This is a genomic window from Delftia sp. WSY_7, assembly GCF_043104845.1.
Lineage (GTDB): Bacteria > Pseudomonadota > Gammaproteobacteria > Burkholderiales > Burkholderiaceae_C > Comamonas > Comamonas tsuruhatensis.
This window is the reverse complement of the sequence record NZ_JBICLB010000021.1, coordinates 1-12,761: the sequence shown is the minus strand read 5'-3', so window position 1 is coordinate 12,761 and position 12,761 is coordinate 1. Positions and strand designations below refer to the sequence as shown.

The 12,761-nt window shown below is 67.0% G+C and carries 11 protein-coding genes and 1 pseudogene; 10 read left to right on the top strand and 2 right to left on the bottom strand.

Translation table 11 applies throughout. The features are described 5' to 3' along the window. Window position 1 precedes the first annotated feature (1 nt). Together ACF8ME_RS09100 and ACF8ME_RS09095 are read right to left on the bottom strand one after the other, a co-directional pair. Window positions 2-2,176: a TonB-dependent receptor gene (locus tag ACF8ME_RS09100; protein WP_392416104.1), complete on the bottom strand. Its 2,175-nt coding sequence runs from the start codon at window positions 2,174-2,176 to the stop codon at window positions 2-4. Window positions 2,177-2,264: 88 nt separating this feature from the next. Beyond that, window positions 2,265-2,624 (bottom strand): DUF2946 family protein, encoded by a 360-nt coding sequence (locus ACF8ME_RS09095; protein ID WP_133074043.1) that lies wholly within the window; start codon window positions 2,622-2,624, stop codon window positions 2,265-2,267. Between the two features lie 203 nt (window positions 2,625-2,827). Here ACF8ME_RS09095 and ACF8ME_RS09090 point away from each other — a divergent pair, with 203 nt between their 5' ends. From ACF8ME_RS09090 to ACF8ME_RS09045, 10 genes and pseudogenes are all read left to right on the top strand, one after another. Beyond that, a complete protein-coding gene (locus ACF8ME_RS09090; RefSeq protein WP_088165237.1) occupies window positions 2,828-3,187 on the top strand; it encodes a DUF2946 domain-containing protein in 360 nt (119 codons plus the stop codon). A gap of 312 nt (window positions 3,188-3,499) precedes the next feature. Continuing rightward, a complete protein-coding gene (locus ACF8ME_RS09085) occupies window positions 3,500-5,338 on the top strand; it encodes a TonB-dependent receptor (protein WP_392416101.1) in 1,839 nt (612 codons plus the stop codon). A 34-nt stretch (window positions 5,339-5,372) separates the two neighbouring features. Beyond that, on the top strand, window positions 5,373-5,864 hold the full coding sequence (locus ACF8ME_RS09080; RefSeq protein WP_061288307.1) for a copper uptake system-associated protein: 492 nt from the start codon (window positions 5,373-5,375) through the stop codon (window positions 5,862-5,864). 42 nt (window positions 5,865-5,906) lie between these two features. After that, the gene (locus tag ACF8ME_RS09075; RefSeq protein ID WP_392416099.1) at window positions 5,907-7,967 is read left to right on the top strand and encodes a TonB-dependent receptor; all 2,061 of its coding nucleotides are present in this window, start codon (window positions 5,907-5,909) and stop codon (window positions 7,965-7,967) included. A gap of 99 nt (window positions 7,968-8,066) precedes the next feature. Continuing rightward, the gene (locus tag ACF8ME_RS09070) at window positions 8,067-8,534 is read left to right on the top strand and encodes a copper chaperone PCu(A)C (RefSeq protein ID WP_013803107.1); all 468 of its coding nucleotides are present in this window, start codon (window positions 8,067-8,069) and stop codon (window positions 8,532-8,534) included. Window positions 8,535-8,544: 10 nt separating this feature from the next. After that, a complete protein-coding gene (locus tag ACF8ME_RS09065) occupies window positions 8,545-9,030 on the top strand; it encodes a DUF2946 family protein (RefSeq protein ID WP_392416097.1) in 486 nt (161 codons plus the stop codon). Window positions 9,031-9,179: 149 nt separating this feature from the next. Continuing rightward, the gene (locus ACF8ME_RS09060) at window positions 9,180-10,127 is read left to right on the top strand and encodes an MbnP family copper-binding protein (protein WP_392416095.1); all 948 of its coding nucleotides are present in this window, start codon (window positions 9,180-9,182) and stop codon (window positions 10,125-10,127) included. Further along, a complete protein-coding gene (locus tag ACF8ME_RS09055) occupies window positions 10,127-11,326 on the top strand; it encodes a methanobactin export MATE transporter MbnM (RefSeq protein WP_074923516.1) in 1,200 nt (399 codons plus the stop codon). The genes ACF8ME_RS09060 and ACF8ME_RS09055 overlap by 1 nt, the downstream gene beginning before the upstream one ends. 1 nt (window position 11,327) lies before the next feature. After that, window positions 11,328-12,566 (top strand): hypothetical protein, encoded by a 1,239-nt coding sequence (locus tag ACF8ME_RS09050; RefSeq protein ID WP_392416093.1) that lies wholly within the window; start codon window positions 11,328-11,330, stop codon window positions 12,564-12,566. After that, window positions 12,563-12,761, top strand: a pseudogene (locus ACF8ME_RS09045) (copper-binding protein); the annotation flags it as partial. The gene ACF8ME_RS09050 and the pseudogene ACF8ME_RS09045, both read left to right, overlap by 4 nt.

Here is a 12,761-nt window from a genome sequence, read left to right as displayed (position 1 = left end):
TTCAGAAGCGGTGATGCAACGTGATCTCCGCGCGCCGCCCCTCGCCCACCAGCCACTGCGTCGTGGTGTAGTAGGCCGTGGAGAAATAGCGCTTGTCCAGAACGTTGAACCCGCGCAGCGTCAGCGTGGTATCTGCGGTGGCCTTCCATTGCAGAGCCATATCGAAGGTGGTGTACGCCCCCAGCTTCAAGGTATTGGCGTTGTCGGCGTAGCGTTTGCCGACATGGCGCAGCCCTCCTGACAGTGTCCAGTTCGAAGCGAGGTTCCAGCCCACCCAGACATTGGCGACACGTTCAGGCACATCGGTGGGCACGTTGCCATTGCGGGACACGGTGACACCGCCAACCGACTCGCTGAAGTCGTCGTACCGCGCCTTGAGCAAGGCCACGTTGGCATCCAGCCGGACCGTCTTGGCGACCTGCATCGACAGGGTGCTCTCCATGCCTTTGGATGACCGCTGCCCCACCTGGATGCGCAGCGCGGGGTTGGCAGGGTCACGCGTGAGCAGATTGTTCTTGGTGATGGAGTACATCGCCAGCGTCCAGTCGCCCTTGCCTTCCCAGAACGATTGCTTGAGGCCGATTTCGAACTGCCGCCCTGTGGACACGTCGAAGGCGGCGTTGGCGGCAGACAGCATCAGCAGGCCGCTCACCGGATCCGCCGCCTTGGATGCCTGGGCATACAGTGACAGGCCGGGGTGGAGTTGGTAGACCGATCCCAAGCGCCACCCCGCATTGGAGTAGCTGCGCTTGAAGGCCTGCGTACCAGCCACCAGGTCCTGGCGCGAGAGATTTGCATGGTCAAACCGCGCACCTGCCACCAATGACCAGCGGCCCGTCATCTCCAGGCGGTCCTCGGCGAACAGCGCATATTGCTCGGCCTTGTTGCGATAGCGGGGAATGAAGGGAATGGAGCTGGTGTATTGACCGGGATCGGGGTTGTAGGGGTCCACCGGACCGGAGCTGCCCGCATAGGTGTTGTTGGAATGCCGGAATGCCGCGTGGTTGACATCGAAGCCCAGGGACACCTGGTTCTTGCGGCCGAAGAGACTGCCGCTGAAGGTCGCATCCGTGGTGTTGCCGGTCTGCGTCTGGTCATGGGCGATCTCGGTGTTTCCTGATCGGTCGATCAGGCCGGTGGAGGCGTTGTACAGGTAGGTCTCGGCGTTGCGCCAGTAGCGGTCGCTGGCTATGCGATAGAGCTTGCTGCGCACGATCACGTTGCTGGAGGGCGTCCATTGCGCCGCCAGTTCGGTCCAGCGGTCCTTGTACTGGATGCGGCTGTCGGCCACGTTGTAGTTGCGTTCGCGTACCGCCGGATCCTGAACTCCGTTGATCAACGGCGTGCCGAAGTAGCGCATGGGCTTTTGCCTGCCCAGCGCGTGGGACAGTTGCACGCTGAAGTCCTGCACCGGATCCCATCGCAAGGCTGCGGAGAGGGTGCGGTTGCTGGAATCACCCCGGTCAACCCATCCGTCGGCGCGGTCGCCACTGGCATCCAGGCGGTAGGACCAGTGCTCATTGATTGCGCCGCCGCTGCCAAAGGCCAGGCCGCGTTTTCCGTCGGTGCCTACCGTGGCCTGGACCTCGTTGCGTATCGGACTGCGCGTGGGCTTCTTGGGAATCACATTGATGACCCCGCCAATGGCGCCATCGCCATAGATCACGGAAGCCGGTCCACGCAGTACTTCGATGCGGTCTACGGACCAGGTATCGAAGGGAAAACTTACGCCCACACCGCCATATTGGCGAGTGCCGTCATACAAGCGCATGACCGACGTGGTGTCGGTGAAGCCCCGTGCCGACAGCGAACTGCCGCTGTTGCCCGGATGCCCCAGGCTGGTGATACCCGTGGAGCGGGTGATTGCATCGACCAGCGAAGTGTCTCCCCTGGCCTGCAGTTGCTCGCGCGTGATCACTTCGACACTGGCGGGCGTATCGCGTGCGCTGAGATCCAGTCGGCTGCCGGTGGCCAGCGGGCGCTCCAGGGCGCTGTCGCCGGATGAGCGCACGGTGACGGTGTCCAGGGTTGTGGAGGCCTGCCCCCAGCTTGCCGAGCAAGCGAACGCCATGGGGAGCAACACCACGGCCCGGGTCTGGCGAGAACGTTGCAAAAAGGTGGACGAAGAAGTGTGAACGATGCCTTCGGGCATCGCGGGGCCAACGGAACGGGTCATGAGCGATTTGCGTGCAAGTGAGACCTGCCGTGCCCCGCAAGGCCCGGCGGCGAAGGTGAGGCAGGCATCGGGGCCCGCCGCACAAGGCTTACACGCGCGCCGGCGGACCTCTGGGCGGAAGCGGTGCCCCCACCAGCGCGGCAATGCGCGCAGACTCCACGGGCTGCACCGCCAATCCCAACGGCTGCGGCTGTTCAAACTCCGGCGAAGGGTGAAACAAGGGAGGCGTGACCACCAGGCACAAAGGACAGTCGAGCGAGTGGTGCGTGCCGGCACTCGCCTGTCCTTCGTCATCCAGAACGACCACCTGCATGCTGCCATTGCCCGTGCAAACCACTTCCAGGGAGCGCGGGTGCACGATGGGCGACGCCACGGCCATCGCCAATGCCAGCATGAACCACGCCAAAGCAAGGCGGGGCAGCATCAGGCAATTGCGCAAGGTTTGCATGCGTACGCATTATGGGGGGCCATCGCCTGTTGAGCGAGGCAGCTGCCTGGCAAGCTGTTGTGAGTTCCCTGCAAAACTGCCTTGCCATCCGCCGCCTTCAAGCGGCGGCAGCGCCTTGACCAAGATCAACCGGGCCGGATCTGCATCCGCCATTGCGCAAGAAGGTTGCTGTCGGTCCGATATCGCCGCCATAATCGCGGGCTATGCACACCCTTCGCACATCGTCATTCTGGAAGCGCCTCGCCCTGGCGTGGTTCCTGCTGACGCTGGGTGTTGCGGGCGCTTCGCCCTTCGTGAACCCCAAGACCATGGAGCTCATCTGCTCCAGCGGCGGAGCCATCACCATGGTGGTTCTTGACGACGAGGGCCAGGCCCAGGCGCCAGGTCAGCACACGCTCGATTGCTCGATGTGCCTGGCCCCTGCATTGCCTCTGCCTCCCGTCAGCCTGGCGGTGGCACAACCCCATCCTCTGGCGGCAGCCCTGCATCCGTTTGCAGCGGCCCATATCGCAGCCCTGGTCGGCGCGCCGCTTCCACCCCGCGGGCCTCCCGCACAGGCCTGATTCCCTCGCATCGATAGCGCGGCTGCCTTGGCCGCGACACCATGGCAAGGCATTGCGCCACGCCAGTTGCGAGGTCATTTCCTGGCCTGCCCCAAGCCCCCAATGCGCCCGCCTGTGACCAGGCCGGCGGTGCGGCGCACGGGCAACGGCCTGCCCTGGATCGTCCAACAATGATTTGCGCAGTTCAGACGGACTGCGTGCACACCCATGCTTGCCCAACGCTTCACCTGCATTCCGGCCGTTTTCCACAGGTCCTCCATCGCCTCGGCCCTTCTCACACTGGCTGCCGGCGCGCATGCCCAGGAGCCTCAGATGGCCCCCGTCACCGTCAATGCCCGCCCCGTGGTGGAAGAGATGGAGCTGGATGCGTTTTCCTCCAACTCGGCCGTGATCACCCAGGACCAATTGCGCGACCAGAACGCGGTGGACCTGGCCTCGGCCCTGCGCCGCACGCCCGGTGTCCAGATCTCGCGCTACAACCCCGTGGGTGCCTTTGGCGGCGATCAGGGCGGCGCCGTCTATATCCGCGGCATGGGTGTGAGCCGACCCGGCAGCGAGATCAAGACCTATGTGGACGGCGTGCCGTTCTACATGGGACTGTGGAGCCATCCCCTGCTGGACCTGCTGCCCGTCAACGGCATGCAGTCCATCACGGTCTACAAGAGCCCGCAGCCCCAGGTCAATGGCAACAACTTCGCCTCCATCGACTTGCTCACGCGCCGCGCCACCGAGGACGGCGTGCACGGGGATGCCAGGATCTCGGCGGGCTCCTACGGCACCCTCACCGAACAGGCCAGTCTGCTGGGCAGAAGCGGCAACCTGGATTGGAGCCTGGCCCAGGGCTTTGCACGCTCCGACGGCCACCGCGCCAATGCGGATGGCCGGCTCAGCAACCTCATGGGGCGCATTGGCTACAGGCTGGATGCGAGCTGGTCGGTGGCGGCCAGCTTCCTGCAGGTGGACAACAAGGCCAGGGACCCTGGCGATGCACGGCTTGCCGCTGCGGCGCTGGCCCCCCAGTACAACACCAAGGCCAGCATGTTCAGCAGCTCCGTGTCCCACGTGCATGGTGACTGGCGGGGCGAGCTCAAGCTGTACAGCAACCATGGCCGTGGCGACTGGCTGGACCAGCCCGCGCCGGACGGCGACAGCATCAACAAGTTCCGCATGAGCGGCCTGCGCTGGAAGGAACAGTTCTCGCCCTGGAGGGGGGCCACCGTCACTGCAGGCCTGGACCATGACCGCATTTCGGGCGATGCCTCTTTCAACCGCGTCGCACCAGCGCCGCAGGGATTTTTCCAGGCGCCCACCTTCAGGATCACCACCCCCTATGCGGGACTCAGCCAGGAGATCCCGCTGTCGGCGACATGGAGCCTGGTGCCCTCTGCCGGCCTGCGCATGTACGACCACAGCCAGTTCAGCTCCAAGGCGGCCCCCCATGCGGGCCTGTCGCTGGCCTCGGAGCAGTTCACCGTCTACGCCAACCTGTCGCGCGGCATCAACTACCCCGGGCTGGAGACGCCGCTGCTGGCATCGCTGATTCCGGCCCTGGGCTCCACGTGGCAGCAGCTGTCCGCCGAGGAGATGGACCACGCCGAACTGGGCTTCAAGTGGACGCTGTCGCAGGCCACGCAGCTTGACGCCAGCATCTTCCACGACAAGGTCAAGAACCGCTATGTCTTCGGCTTTCCGCCCAATGTCCCGCCCCCGCCGCAGTTCATCAACCTGGGCGGCTACACCATGCGCGGCATGGAGCTGTCGCTGCGCCAGGCGCTGGGCGGCGGCTGGTCGGGCTTTGCCGGCCTGACGCTGCTGGACCCCAGCATGGACAACCTGCCCTACAGCCCGCGCCGCGCGCTGACGCTGGGCGTCAATGGCAAGGCCGGCCCGGTGCGGGTCGCCTTCGATGCGCAGTACCAGTCGGCAGTCTGGGCGCTGAGCCGCGCGCGGGGCGCCGATGCCGCCAACACCGAGCGCGTGGCCGGCTTTGCCGTGGCCAACCTGCGAGTGGCCTATCCGGTGCCTGCGCTGGGCAGCAAGGGAGAGGTTTTCCTGGCCGTGGAGAACCTGTTCGACCGCAACTACGCCTATCGCCCCGGCTACCCCATGCCCGGCCGCTCGGCACAGATCGGCGTGGCGGCCAGCTTCTGATCCCCCGCCCGCACAGCCCGCACAAGGAGCACGCATGAGACATCTTTCTTTGAGCAGCATCGCCCTGTCGATGGCCCTGGTCCTGGGCCTGCCCGCCATGGCGGCGGCCTCGGGCGCGACGCCCCCCGCCACGGCCGGATCGGCTGATGCGGCGGCCATCCGCAGCGTCATGATGGCCACCTGGGACAAGCCCGAGGCCAGGCTGGAGGTAGCGCCCATTTCCATCGAAGGCGGCCATGCGGTCGCCGGATGGATACAAGGCGATCGCGGTGGCCGGGCCCTGCTGCGGCGCGACGCGCAGGGCCAATGGCTGGTGGCCGCCTGTGGCGGCGATGGACTCAAGGACCCCAAGATGCTGGCAATGGCTGGCCTGTCTGCATCGGCCGCGCGCAGCCTGGCCAGCAAGGTCGTGCAGGCCGAGTCCGCCATGCCCGCCCCGCGCCGCGCCCTGCTGTCCCTGTTCGACGGCATGGTCCATATGGACGCGCAGGGCCAGCATCCCCCATCCGCACATCCGGCCCATTGAGCCGATCGCCTCCTCCACACCATCCACCGTCTGCCTTACCTGATGTCTGTCTCCCTCTCCTTCTCGCGCAGCCCCCTGGTCCTGTCCATCACCCTGGCACTGGCCTCGGCGGCCCATGCCCAGGGCCTGGCCGCCCCCCAACCGTTGAGCCAGGACGACTCCGCCCTGACGCTGGGCACCATCAGCATCACCTCCAAGGCCTCCGGCCCGCTGTCCACACGCAGCGTGTTCAGCTCCGTGGACATCGTGGGCGCGGACATCCTCGAGAACGAGCATGTGGACTACAGCTGGGAGCTGCTGTCCAAGGCGCCCGGCGTGCAGGTCACGCAGTTCAAGCAGGGCACGGATGCCGGGCGCTTCTCCTTCCGGGGCTTCAACGGCGAAGGCCGCATCAATGCGGTCAAGCTGCTGATCGATGGCATCCCCAGCAATGACAACGCCGGGGGCATGCCCTTTCTGGACGCGGTCTTCCCGCTGGACATCGAGGCCATAGAGATCGTGCGCGGCACCAATGACGCGCGCTACGGCCTCAACAACATCGCCGGCAATGCCAACGTGATCACCCGCACGGGCGGCAACGAGGGCCGTGCCAGCGTGACCGTGGGCAGCTTCGGGACCAAGGAGTTTCAGGTGTCCAAGGGCATCGAGAGCGGCAACTGGAGCCAGAACTATTTCCTGGCCTGGCGCGATTCGGACGGCTACCGGGACCATGCCGACGCCCGCAAGCTGTCCCTGTCCGGCAAATGGTTCTACACCTCGGACGATGGCCGCTGGCGCACCGGCGTGATCGCGCGCTACTACCGCAACAAGGCGCTGGAGTCGGGCTACCTCAGCTACGAAGAAGCCCTCAAGGCGCCGCGCAGCTCCCCGGCCTATGCGGCGGCCGACCGTGGCGAGCGGGAAACCGGCCAGCTCAGCGTCCACCTGGATGGCGAACTGACGCCCGAGCTGTCGCTGTCCGCCAAGGTCTACGCCAACCAGTACGAGAACCAGCGCTGGGTGCGCTTCTCGGCAGCGGGCTCGCAGCAGGAGCGCTACAACGACGAGCAGCAACAAGGCGCCATCACCACCCTGACCTGGCGCCCCAAGGTGGCCTGGGCGCATGAATTCACGCTCGAAGGCGGTCTGGACGCCCAGCGGCAAAGCAACCTGGGCCAGCGCTACCGCACCACGGAGCGCGTGCGGACCTCGCCGTTCCGCGACTGGGACTTCGACCTCCATACGCAGGGCGCCTACGTGCAGGCCGTGATCCGCCCCATCGAAGCCCTGCGGATCATCCCGGCGCTGCGCATTGACGACGTGGATGGCCACTTCATCGACCGCCTGGCCGGCACGCGCGCCCCCGTGCATGACTACGGCCTGATCAAGCAGCCCAAGATCAGCATCGCCTACACCCTGAGCCAGCAGGCCAGCGTCTACGCGAACTGGGGCCGGACCTTCCAGATCGGCTCGGGCATCGACGCCTACCGCACGCAGGATCGCAACCTCAGGCCCTCCATCAATGATGGCTGGGAAGCGGGCGTCAAGTTCTCTCCCCTGCCCTGGCTCAACGGCCGCGTGGCCTACTGGGAGCAGCGCGCCTCGGGCGAGGTGGCCCGGGTGCTGGGCGTGGACGGCCTGCCCGACCCGGGCGGCCTGGGCAACGTGGGCAAGACGCTGCGCAAGGGCTACGACATACAGCTCAACATGAAGCCCCATGCCCGCACCACCGCCTGGATCGCCTACTCCCATCAGGTGGCGCGCATCACCGCGCCCGACCCCAGCGCTCCCGCCACCCTGGGCAAGGAAATCGAGAACGTGCCGCACTACCTGGTCTCGGCCGGCGTGGACTGGCAGGCCACGGACCGGCTGAAGCTGTCGGCCTGGGGCAATGCCCAGGGCGACTACTACCTGGAGCGCACCAATACCCAGGGCCGAGCAGGCAAGTTCGCCGTGCTGAACCTGGGTGCCAGCTACCGCCTCTCGGACACCATGGACCTGGGCCTGCAGGTCAAGAACGTCACCAACCGCAAGTACGTCTACGCCTGGTATGACAGCGGCTCCTCGGGCTACTCGCCCGCCGACGGGCGCGGCGTCTATGCCAGCATGAACCTGCGCTTCTGATGGACACCTTCCAGCCGTCCACCGCACCAGTCGCGTACCAGTCACGCACCAGGCACGCACCCGACACACACGACATTTTTGCCAACGAAGGAGAAACCCATGAAACGCCACGTCCGTTTGCTTGCCCTCGCCGCCGCCATGATCAGCGGATTCGCCAATGCCCAGGTCAGCGTCAGTGATGCCTGGGTGCGCGCCACCGTGCCGCAGCAAAAGGCCACCGGCGCCTTCCTGAAACTGCAGGCCGCCCAGGACAGCAAGCTCGTCGCAGCGACTTCGCCCCTGACGCCGGTCGTCGAAGTCCATGAGATGGCCATGCAGGACAACGTGATGAAGATGCGCCAGGTGCCGTCCATCGCCCTGCCAGCAGGCAAGACCGTGGAGCTCAAGCCCGGCGGCTACCACGTGATGCTGCTGGACCTCAAGCAGCAGGTGCAGGAAGGCCAGACCGTGCCCCTGACCCTCATCATCGAAGGCAAGGACGGCAAGCGTGAATCCGTGCAGGTGCAGGCGCCCGTACGCCCGCTGGCCACCAAGGCGGCGCCCTCGGGCCACGATCACAAGCACTGACACAGGGCCCATGCGCTGCAGCAGCCTCCGCATCAAGCGCTGGGTGGCCTTCGGGCCACCCGCCTGGCCGTGGGCGTTGCCGGGCGCACGACAGCGGCGCGACCAGGGACGGCGCTTTGCCGCATGGATGGCTGCGGCGCTGCTGTTCGCCTTTGTGCACCCTGCCCTGGCGATGGTGCTGGCATCGGGCCAGGGCAGTGGCGACCCGCTGGCGCGGCTGGCCATGGAAGTCTGCACGCCCCTGGGACTGCAGCAGGCGCAACCGGTGTCTGCTGCAGGCGAGCCCAAAGCCGATGGTCAAACCACGGCCGCTGGCCAGGCGCATTGCCCGCTGTGCCGGGTCGTGGGCGATGCCCCTCCTGATGTGTCCCGCGCGGACCTGCGCTTTGCCGCGCCGCCGCCTCCCACCCCGCTGCCGCCCCAGGCCCTGCGCCCGCGGGACACCGTGCTGCGCGTGGTGCTGAGCACTCCCCCCAGGGCGCCTCCCCTTTCCTGAAGCCCGAAAGGGCCGCACGGGCGGCATGCCGTCGCCCATTCCCGAACTCCTTTCCCATGCCAAGCCGCGACCCGTGTCGCAGCCTGCAGGGTTACCCACGCCTGCGCGCCGCCATGGCCCCAGCGCAGGCACCAAGAAACCGTTTACCCATGCGTACCACTTACTTTGACAACTCCCGCTTTCCCCTCGCCCTGATCGCCACCGCGCTGCCGCTGCTGCTGGCCGCCTGCGGTGGCGGCGGAGGCGGTGACAACAGCCAGCCCACCACACCCACCACGCCCACGGGCCCCCAGGCCGTGGCCATCGAGTTCGCCGCCAAGGCCGGCAACCTGCCCGCCAAATGCGGCACGCCCATCGCCGGCATGGGAACCAGCCAGGCCACGGTGGACCTGCATGACCTGCGCTTTTACGTCAGCGGCGTCTCGCTGATCAATGACAAGGGCGAGGCCGTGGCCGTCACCCTGGACGTCAACGACTGGCAGACCAAGGAGGTGACGCTGATCGACCTGGAGGACGGCACCGGCGCATGCGCCGACGCAGGCACGCAGGCGCAGAACACGCAGGTCCGGGGCACGGTGCCCGCAGGCACGTACAAGGGCATCAGGATGACCGTGGGCGTGCCCTCCTCGGTCAACCACACCGACTATGCCGTCGCGCCCAAGCCGCTCGATGTGCAGGCCCTGGCCTGGTCGTGGCAGGCCGGCCGCAAGTTCGCCCAGATCGAGGTCAACCCCGTGGGCGGCGTGGCCCGCCCCGCGCCGGCCGCCCCCGGCAAGACGTTCTACGTCCACCTGGGCTCCACCGGCTGCACGGGCAACCCCGTGACCGGCGAGACGGTCAGCTGCGCGCGTCCGGACCGCATGGATTTCGGGTTCGGCGATTTCAATGCCGGCACCCAGAAGGTGGTGCTGGACATTGCGCAGCTGCTGCAGGGCTCGAACGTCAAGGAAGACCTGGGCGGCGCCGCCGGCTGCATGTCCGGGGCCACCGATCCGGAATGCGTGCCCATCTTCAGCGCGCTCAAGATCGATCTGACCACGGGCCGCTCCATCAATGAAGGCAGCGGCCAGACCGTGTTCCGTACCGAGGCCAAGTAATGCACAAGCCCCATTCGCTTCGGCGGGTGGCGGCATGGACCGCCGCCCTGTGCGGCCTTGCCGGGGCCATCGCCCTGGCGGGCTGCGGGGGCGGCGACACCGCCGTCCACGATGACTCCGGCAGCAGCACGGGCTGGTCCTGGGTGCTGCCCTCCTTTTTCCCCACCCCCAAGGTGCCCGACACCAATCCCATGACGGCAGAGAAGGCCGAGCTCGGCCGCTTTCTGTTCTATGACAGGCGCCTTTCGGGCAACGGCACGCAGGCCTGCGCGAGCTGCCACATACAGTCCAAGGCCTTCACCGATGGCCTGACGACATCACTGGGCTCCACGGGGCACGCACATCCGCGCAACGCCCAGAGCCTGGCCAACGTGGTCTACAACGCCACGCTGACCTGGGCCAACCCCTCGCTGGTCACGCTTGAAAAGCAGATGGAGACGCCGCTGTTCGGCACGGACCCGGTGGAGATGGGCGTCAACGACAACAACAAGGAGGAAATCCTCGCGCGGCTGGCTGCCGACACCGGCTACGGCCCGCGCTTCGCCAGGGCCTACCCGGGCCAGGCAGCGCCCATCACCTGGGGCAATGTGATCCACGCCATCTCGGCATTCCAGCGCACCATTCTTTCGGGCAACAGCAAATATGACCAGTACCTCAAGGGCAGCACGGCACTGAACCCGGCCGAGCAGCGCGGCATGAACCTGTTCTTCGGCGAAAAGGCCGAATGCTTCCACTGCCACAGCAGCTTCAACTTCAACGACCAGATCGTGCACGCGGGCAGCCGCATCGTCGAGACCCCGTTCCACAACACGGGCCTCTACAACATCGGCGGCACCGGCGCCTTCCCCGAGCCCAACCGGGGCGTCTACGAACTGACCCAGCTCTTCAAGGACATGGGCAAGTTCCGCGCGCCCAGCCTGCGCAATGTGGAAGTCACCGGCCCCTACATGCATGACGGCAGCATCGCGACGCTGGAGGAAGTGCTGCAGTTCTATGCGGCCGGGGGCCGCAACATCACCTCCGGCCCGCATGCCGGCGACGGGCGCGCCAACCCCAACAAGAACGACTTCATCAACCAGATCGCCCTGACGGCCGACGACCGCGCCGACCTGCTGGCCTTTCTCAAAACCCTCACGGACCATGAGCTGCTCACCAACCCCAGGCTCGCCGATCCCTTTGCACGGCAGGCAGGCCAATAGCATGCAACGCAGCTTCCTCGCGCAACGCACACCGCTGGCAGCGGCCATCGCCGTCGTCATCGCCTTGGCGGCAGGCAGCGCCGCCGCGCACACCCTGGATGACGGCATACCGCAGACCAACGGCCTGCGCATCGACATGGCGGCGGTGGCCGCCTATCTCCATGGCGATTCCACCTTGCCGGCACCCAAGCTGGCCGGCACGCTGGGCCTGGGCGACACGCCTGACGACCAGCGCGGCTGGCGGCTGGAGCATGGCACCCTGGGCGCCGGCCTGCGCGTATCTCCCCAACTGGGGGCCAACATCGCGATGGGCTGGCACGACAGCGACCCAGCCCATGTGGAGGCCGCCTGGATGGAGGCGCGCAGCGGCTCAGACGCCGAGCTGACCCTGGGCGCAGGCCGCAACCGCGTGCCCATGGGACAGGTGCTCACGCGTGCCGGGCACTTCGACCGCTACGGCCAGATGCCGCTGGCCAAGCGGGCGGCCTTCAACGGCGACTGGATCGAGGATGGCGTCAACGCCGCCTGGCGTCCCCACCTGCAAGGCGCCATGTCCTGGCTGCAGGGCATTGACCTGGGGCTTTGGCGCGCCCGGCGCTTTCCCGGCAGCGACAACGCCGCCTGGGCGCCCGTCGTGCATGCCAGCGCCGCCTGGACCTCGGTGCAGGCTGACGCCTTCTACAGCCGGATGCAGCCCAAGGGGCGCGGCGCCTATGTACAGCGCTCCAACAGCGGCCACATCCACACGGCGCCACAGTGCAATGCCAGCCTGCGCGACATCACCTGCTTCGACGGCACCGTGGACCTGGCCGGGGCCAGCGCCACCTGGACCACGCCGCTGCAGGGCGTCCAGCTCACCGCAGCAGGCATCTGGCGGCGCGAAAGCGGAAACCTCTATTCCCAGAACGGCGACACCCGCTACCAGGGCCGCACCCTGGGCGGCTGGCTGGAGGTGCTCTGGCAGCCGCGCGCGCGCTGGGAATTCGGTGCCCGCCAGGAATGGCTCAGAAGCACCAATCGCGTCAGCGGGCCGGGCGCCCTGCTGGTGGCCACGGACGCCAACCTGCTGCCCAACAACCCATCGCGCCGCTTCACGGCCATGGCCGGCTGGCGCCCCGTCAAAAGCGTTCTGATCGCGCTTGAAGCCGGGCGCGAGCACATTGCCGGCAAAGGCCATACGGTGGCAGGCATGCGGCTGATCTGGACCCCCGATGCCCTGTTGGAAAGGAACTGGAAATGACCACGATGCTTCGCCGCCAGGCGCTTGGAATGCTGCTGGGCACGGGCTGTGCCCTGACACTGCCGCTGACGGCACGGGCCCATGACTTCCGGGCGGGAGACCTGGTCATAGACCACCCCTACGCCACGCCCTCCATCGCCGGCTCCAGCAACGGGGCGGCGTATTTGCGGGGGATCAGGAACAAGGGAAAGAACG

Bases quoted from the DNA above. Each gene is read 5' to 3' on its own strand.
- ACF8ME_RS09100 (WP_392416104.1), bottom strand. From the start codon at position 2,176: ATGACCCGTTCCGTTGGCCCCGCGATGCCCGAAGGCATCGTTCACACT.
- ACF8ME_RS09095 (WP_133074043.1), bottom strand. From the start codon at position 2,624: ATGCAAACCTTGCGCAATTGCCTGATGCTGCCCCGCCTTGCTTTGGCG.
- ACF8ME_RS09090 (WP_088165237.1), top strand. From the start codon at position 2,828: ATGCACACCCTTCGCACATCGTCATTCTGGAAGCGCCTCGCCCTGGCG.
- ACF8ME_RS09085 (WP_392416101.1), top strand. From the start codon at position 3,500: ATGGCCCCCGTCACCGTCAATGCCCGCCCCGTGGTGGAAGAGATGGAG.
- ACF8ME_RS09080 (WP_061288307.1), top strand. From the start codon at position 5,373: ATGAGACATCTTTCTTTGAGCAGCATCGCCCTGTCGATGGCCCTGGTC.
- ACF8ME_RS09075 (WP_392416099.1), top strand. From the start codon at position 5,907: ATGTCTGTCTCCCTCTCCTTCTCGCGCAGCCCCCTGGTCCTGTCCATC.
- ACF8ME_RS09070 (WP_013803107.1), top strand. From the start codon at position 8,067: ATGAAACGCCACGTCCGTTTGCTTGCCCTCGCCGCCGCCATGATCAGC.
- ACF8ME_RS09065 (WP_392416097.1), top strand. From the start codon at position 8,545: ATGCGCTGCAGCAGCCTCCGCATCAAGCGCTGGGTGGCCTTCGGGCCA.
- ACF8ME_RS09060 (WP_392416095.1), top strand. From the start codon at position 9,180: ATGCGTACCACTTACTTTGACAACTCCCGCTTTCCCCTCGCCCTGATC.
- ACF8ME_RS09055 (WP_074923516.1), top strand. From the start codon at position 10,127: ATGCACAAGCCCCATTCGCTTCGGCGGGTGGCGGCATGGACCGCCGCC.
- ACF8ME_RS09050 (WP_392416093.1), top strand. From the start codon at position 11,328: ATGCAACGCAGCTTCCTCGCGCAACGCACACCGCTGGCAGCGGCCATC.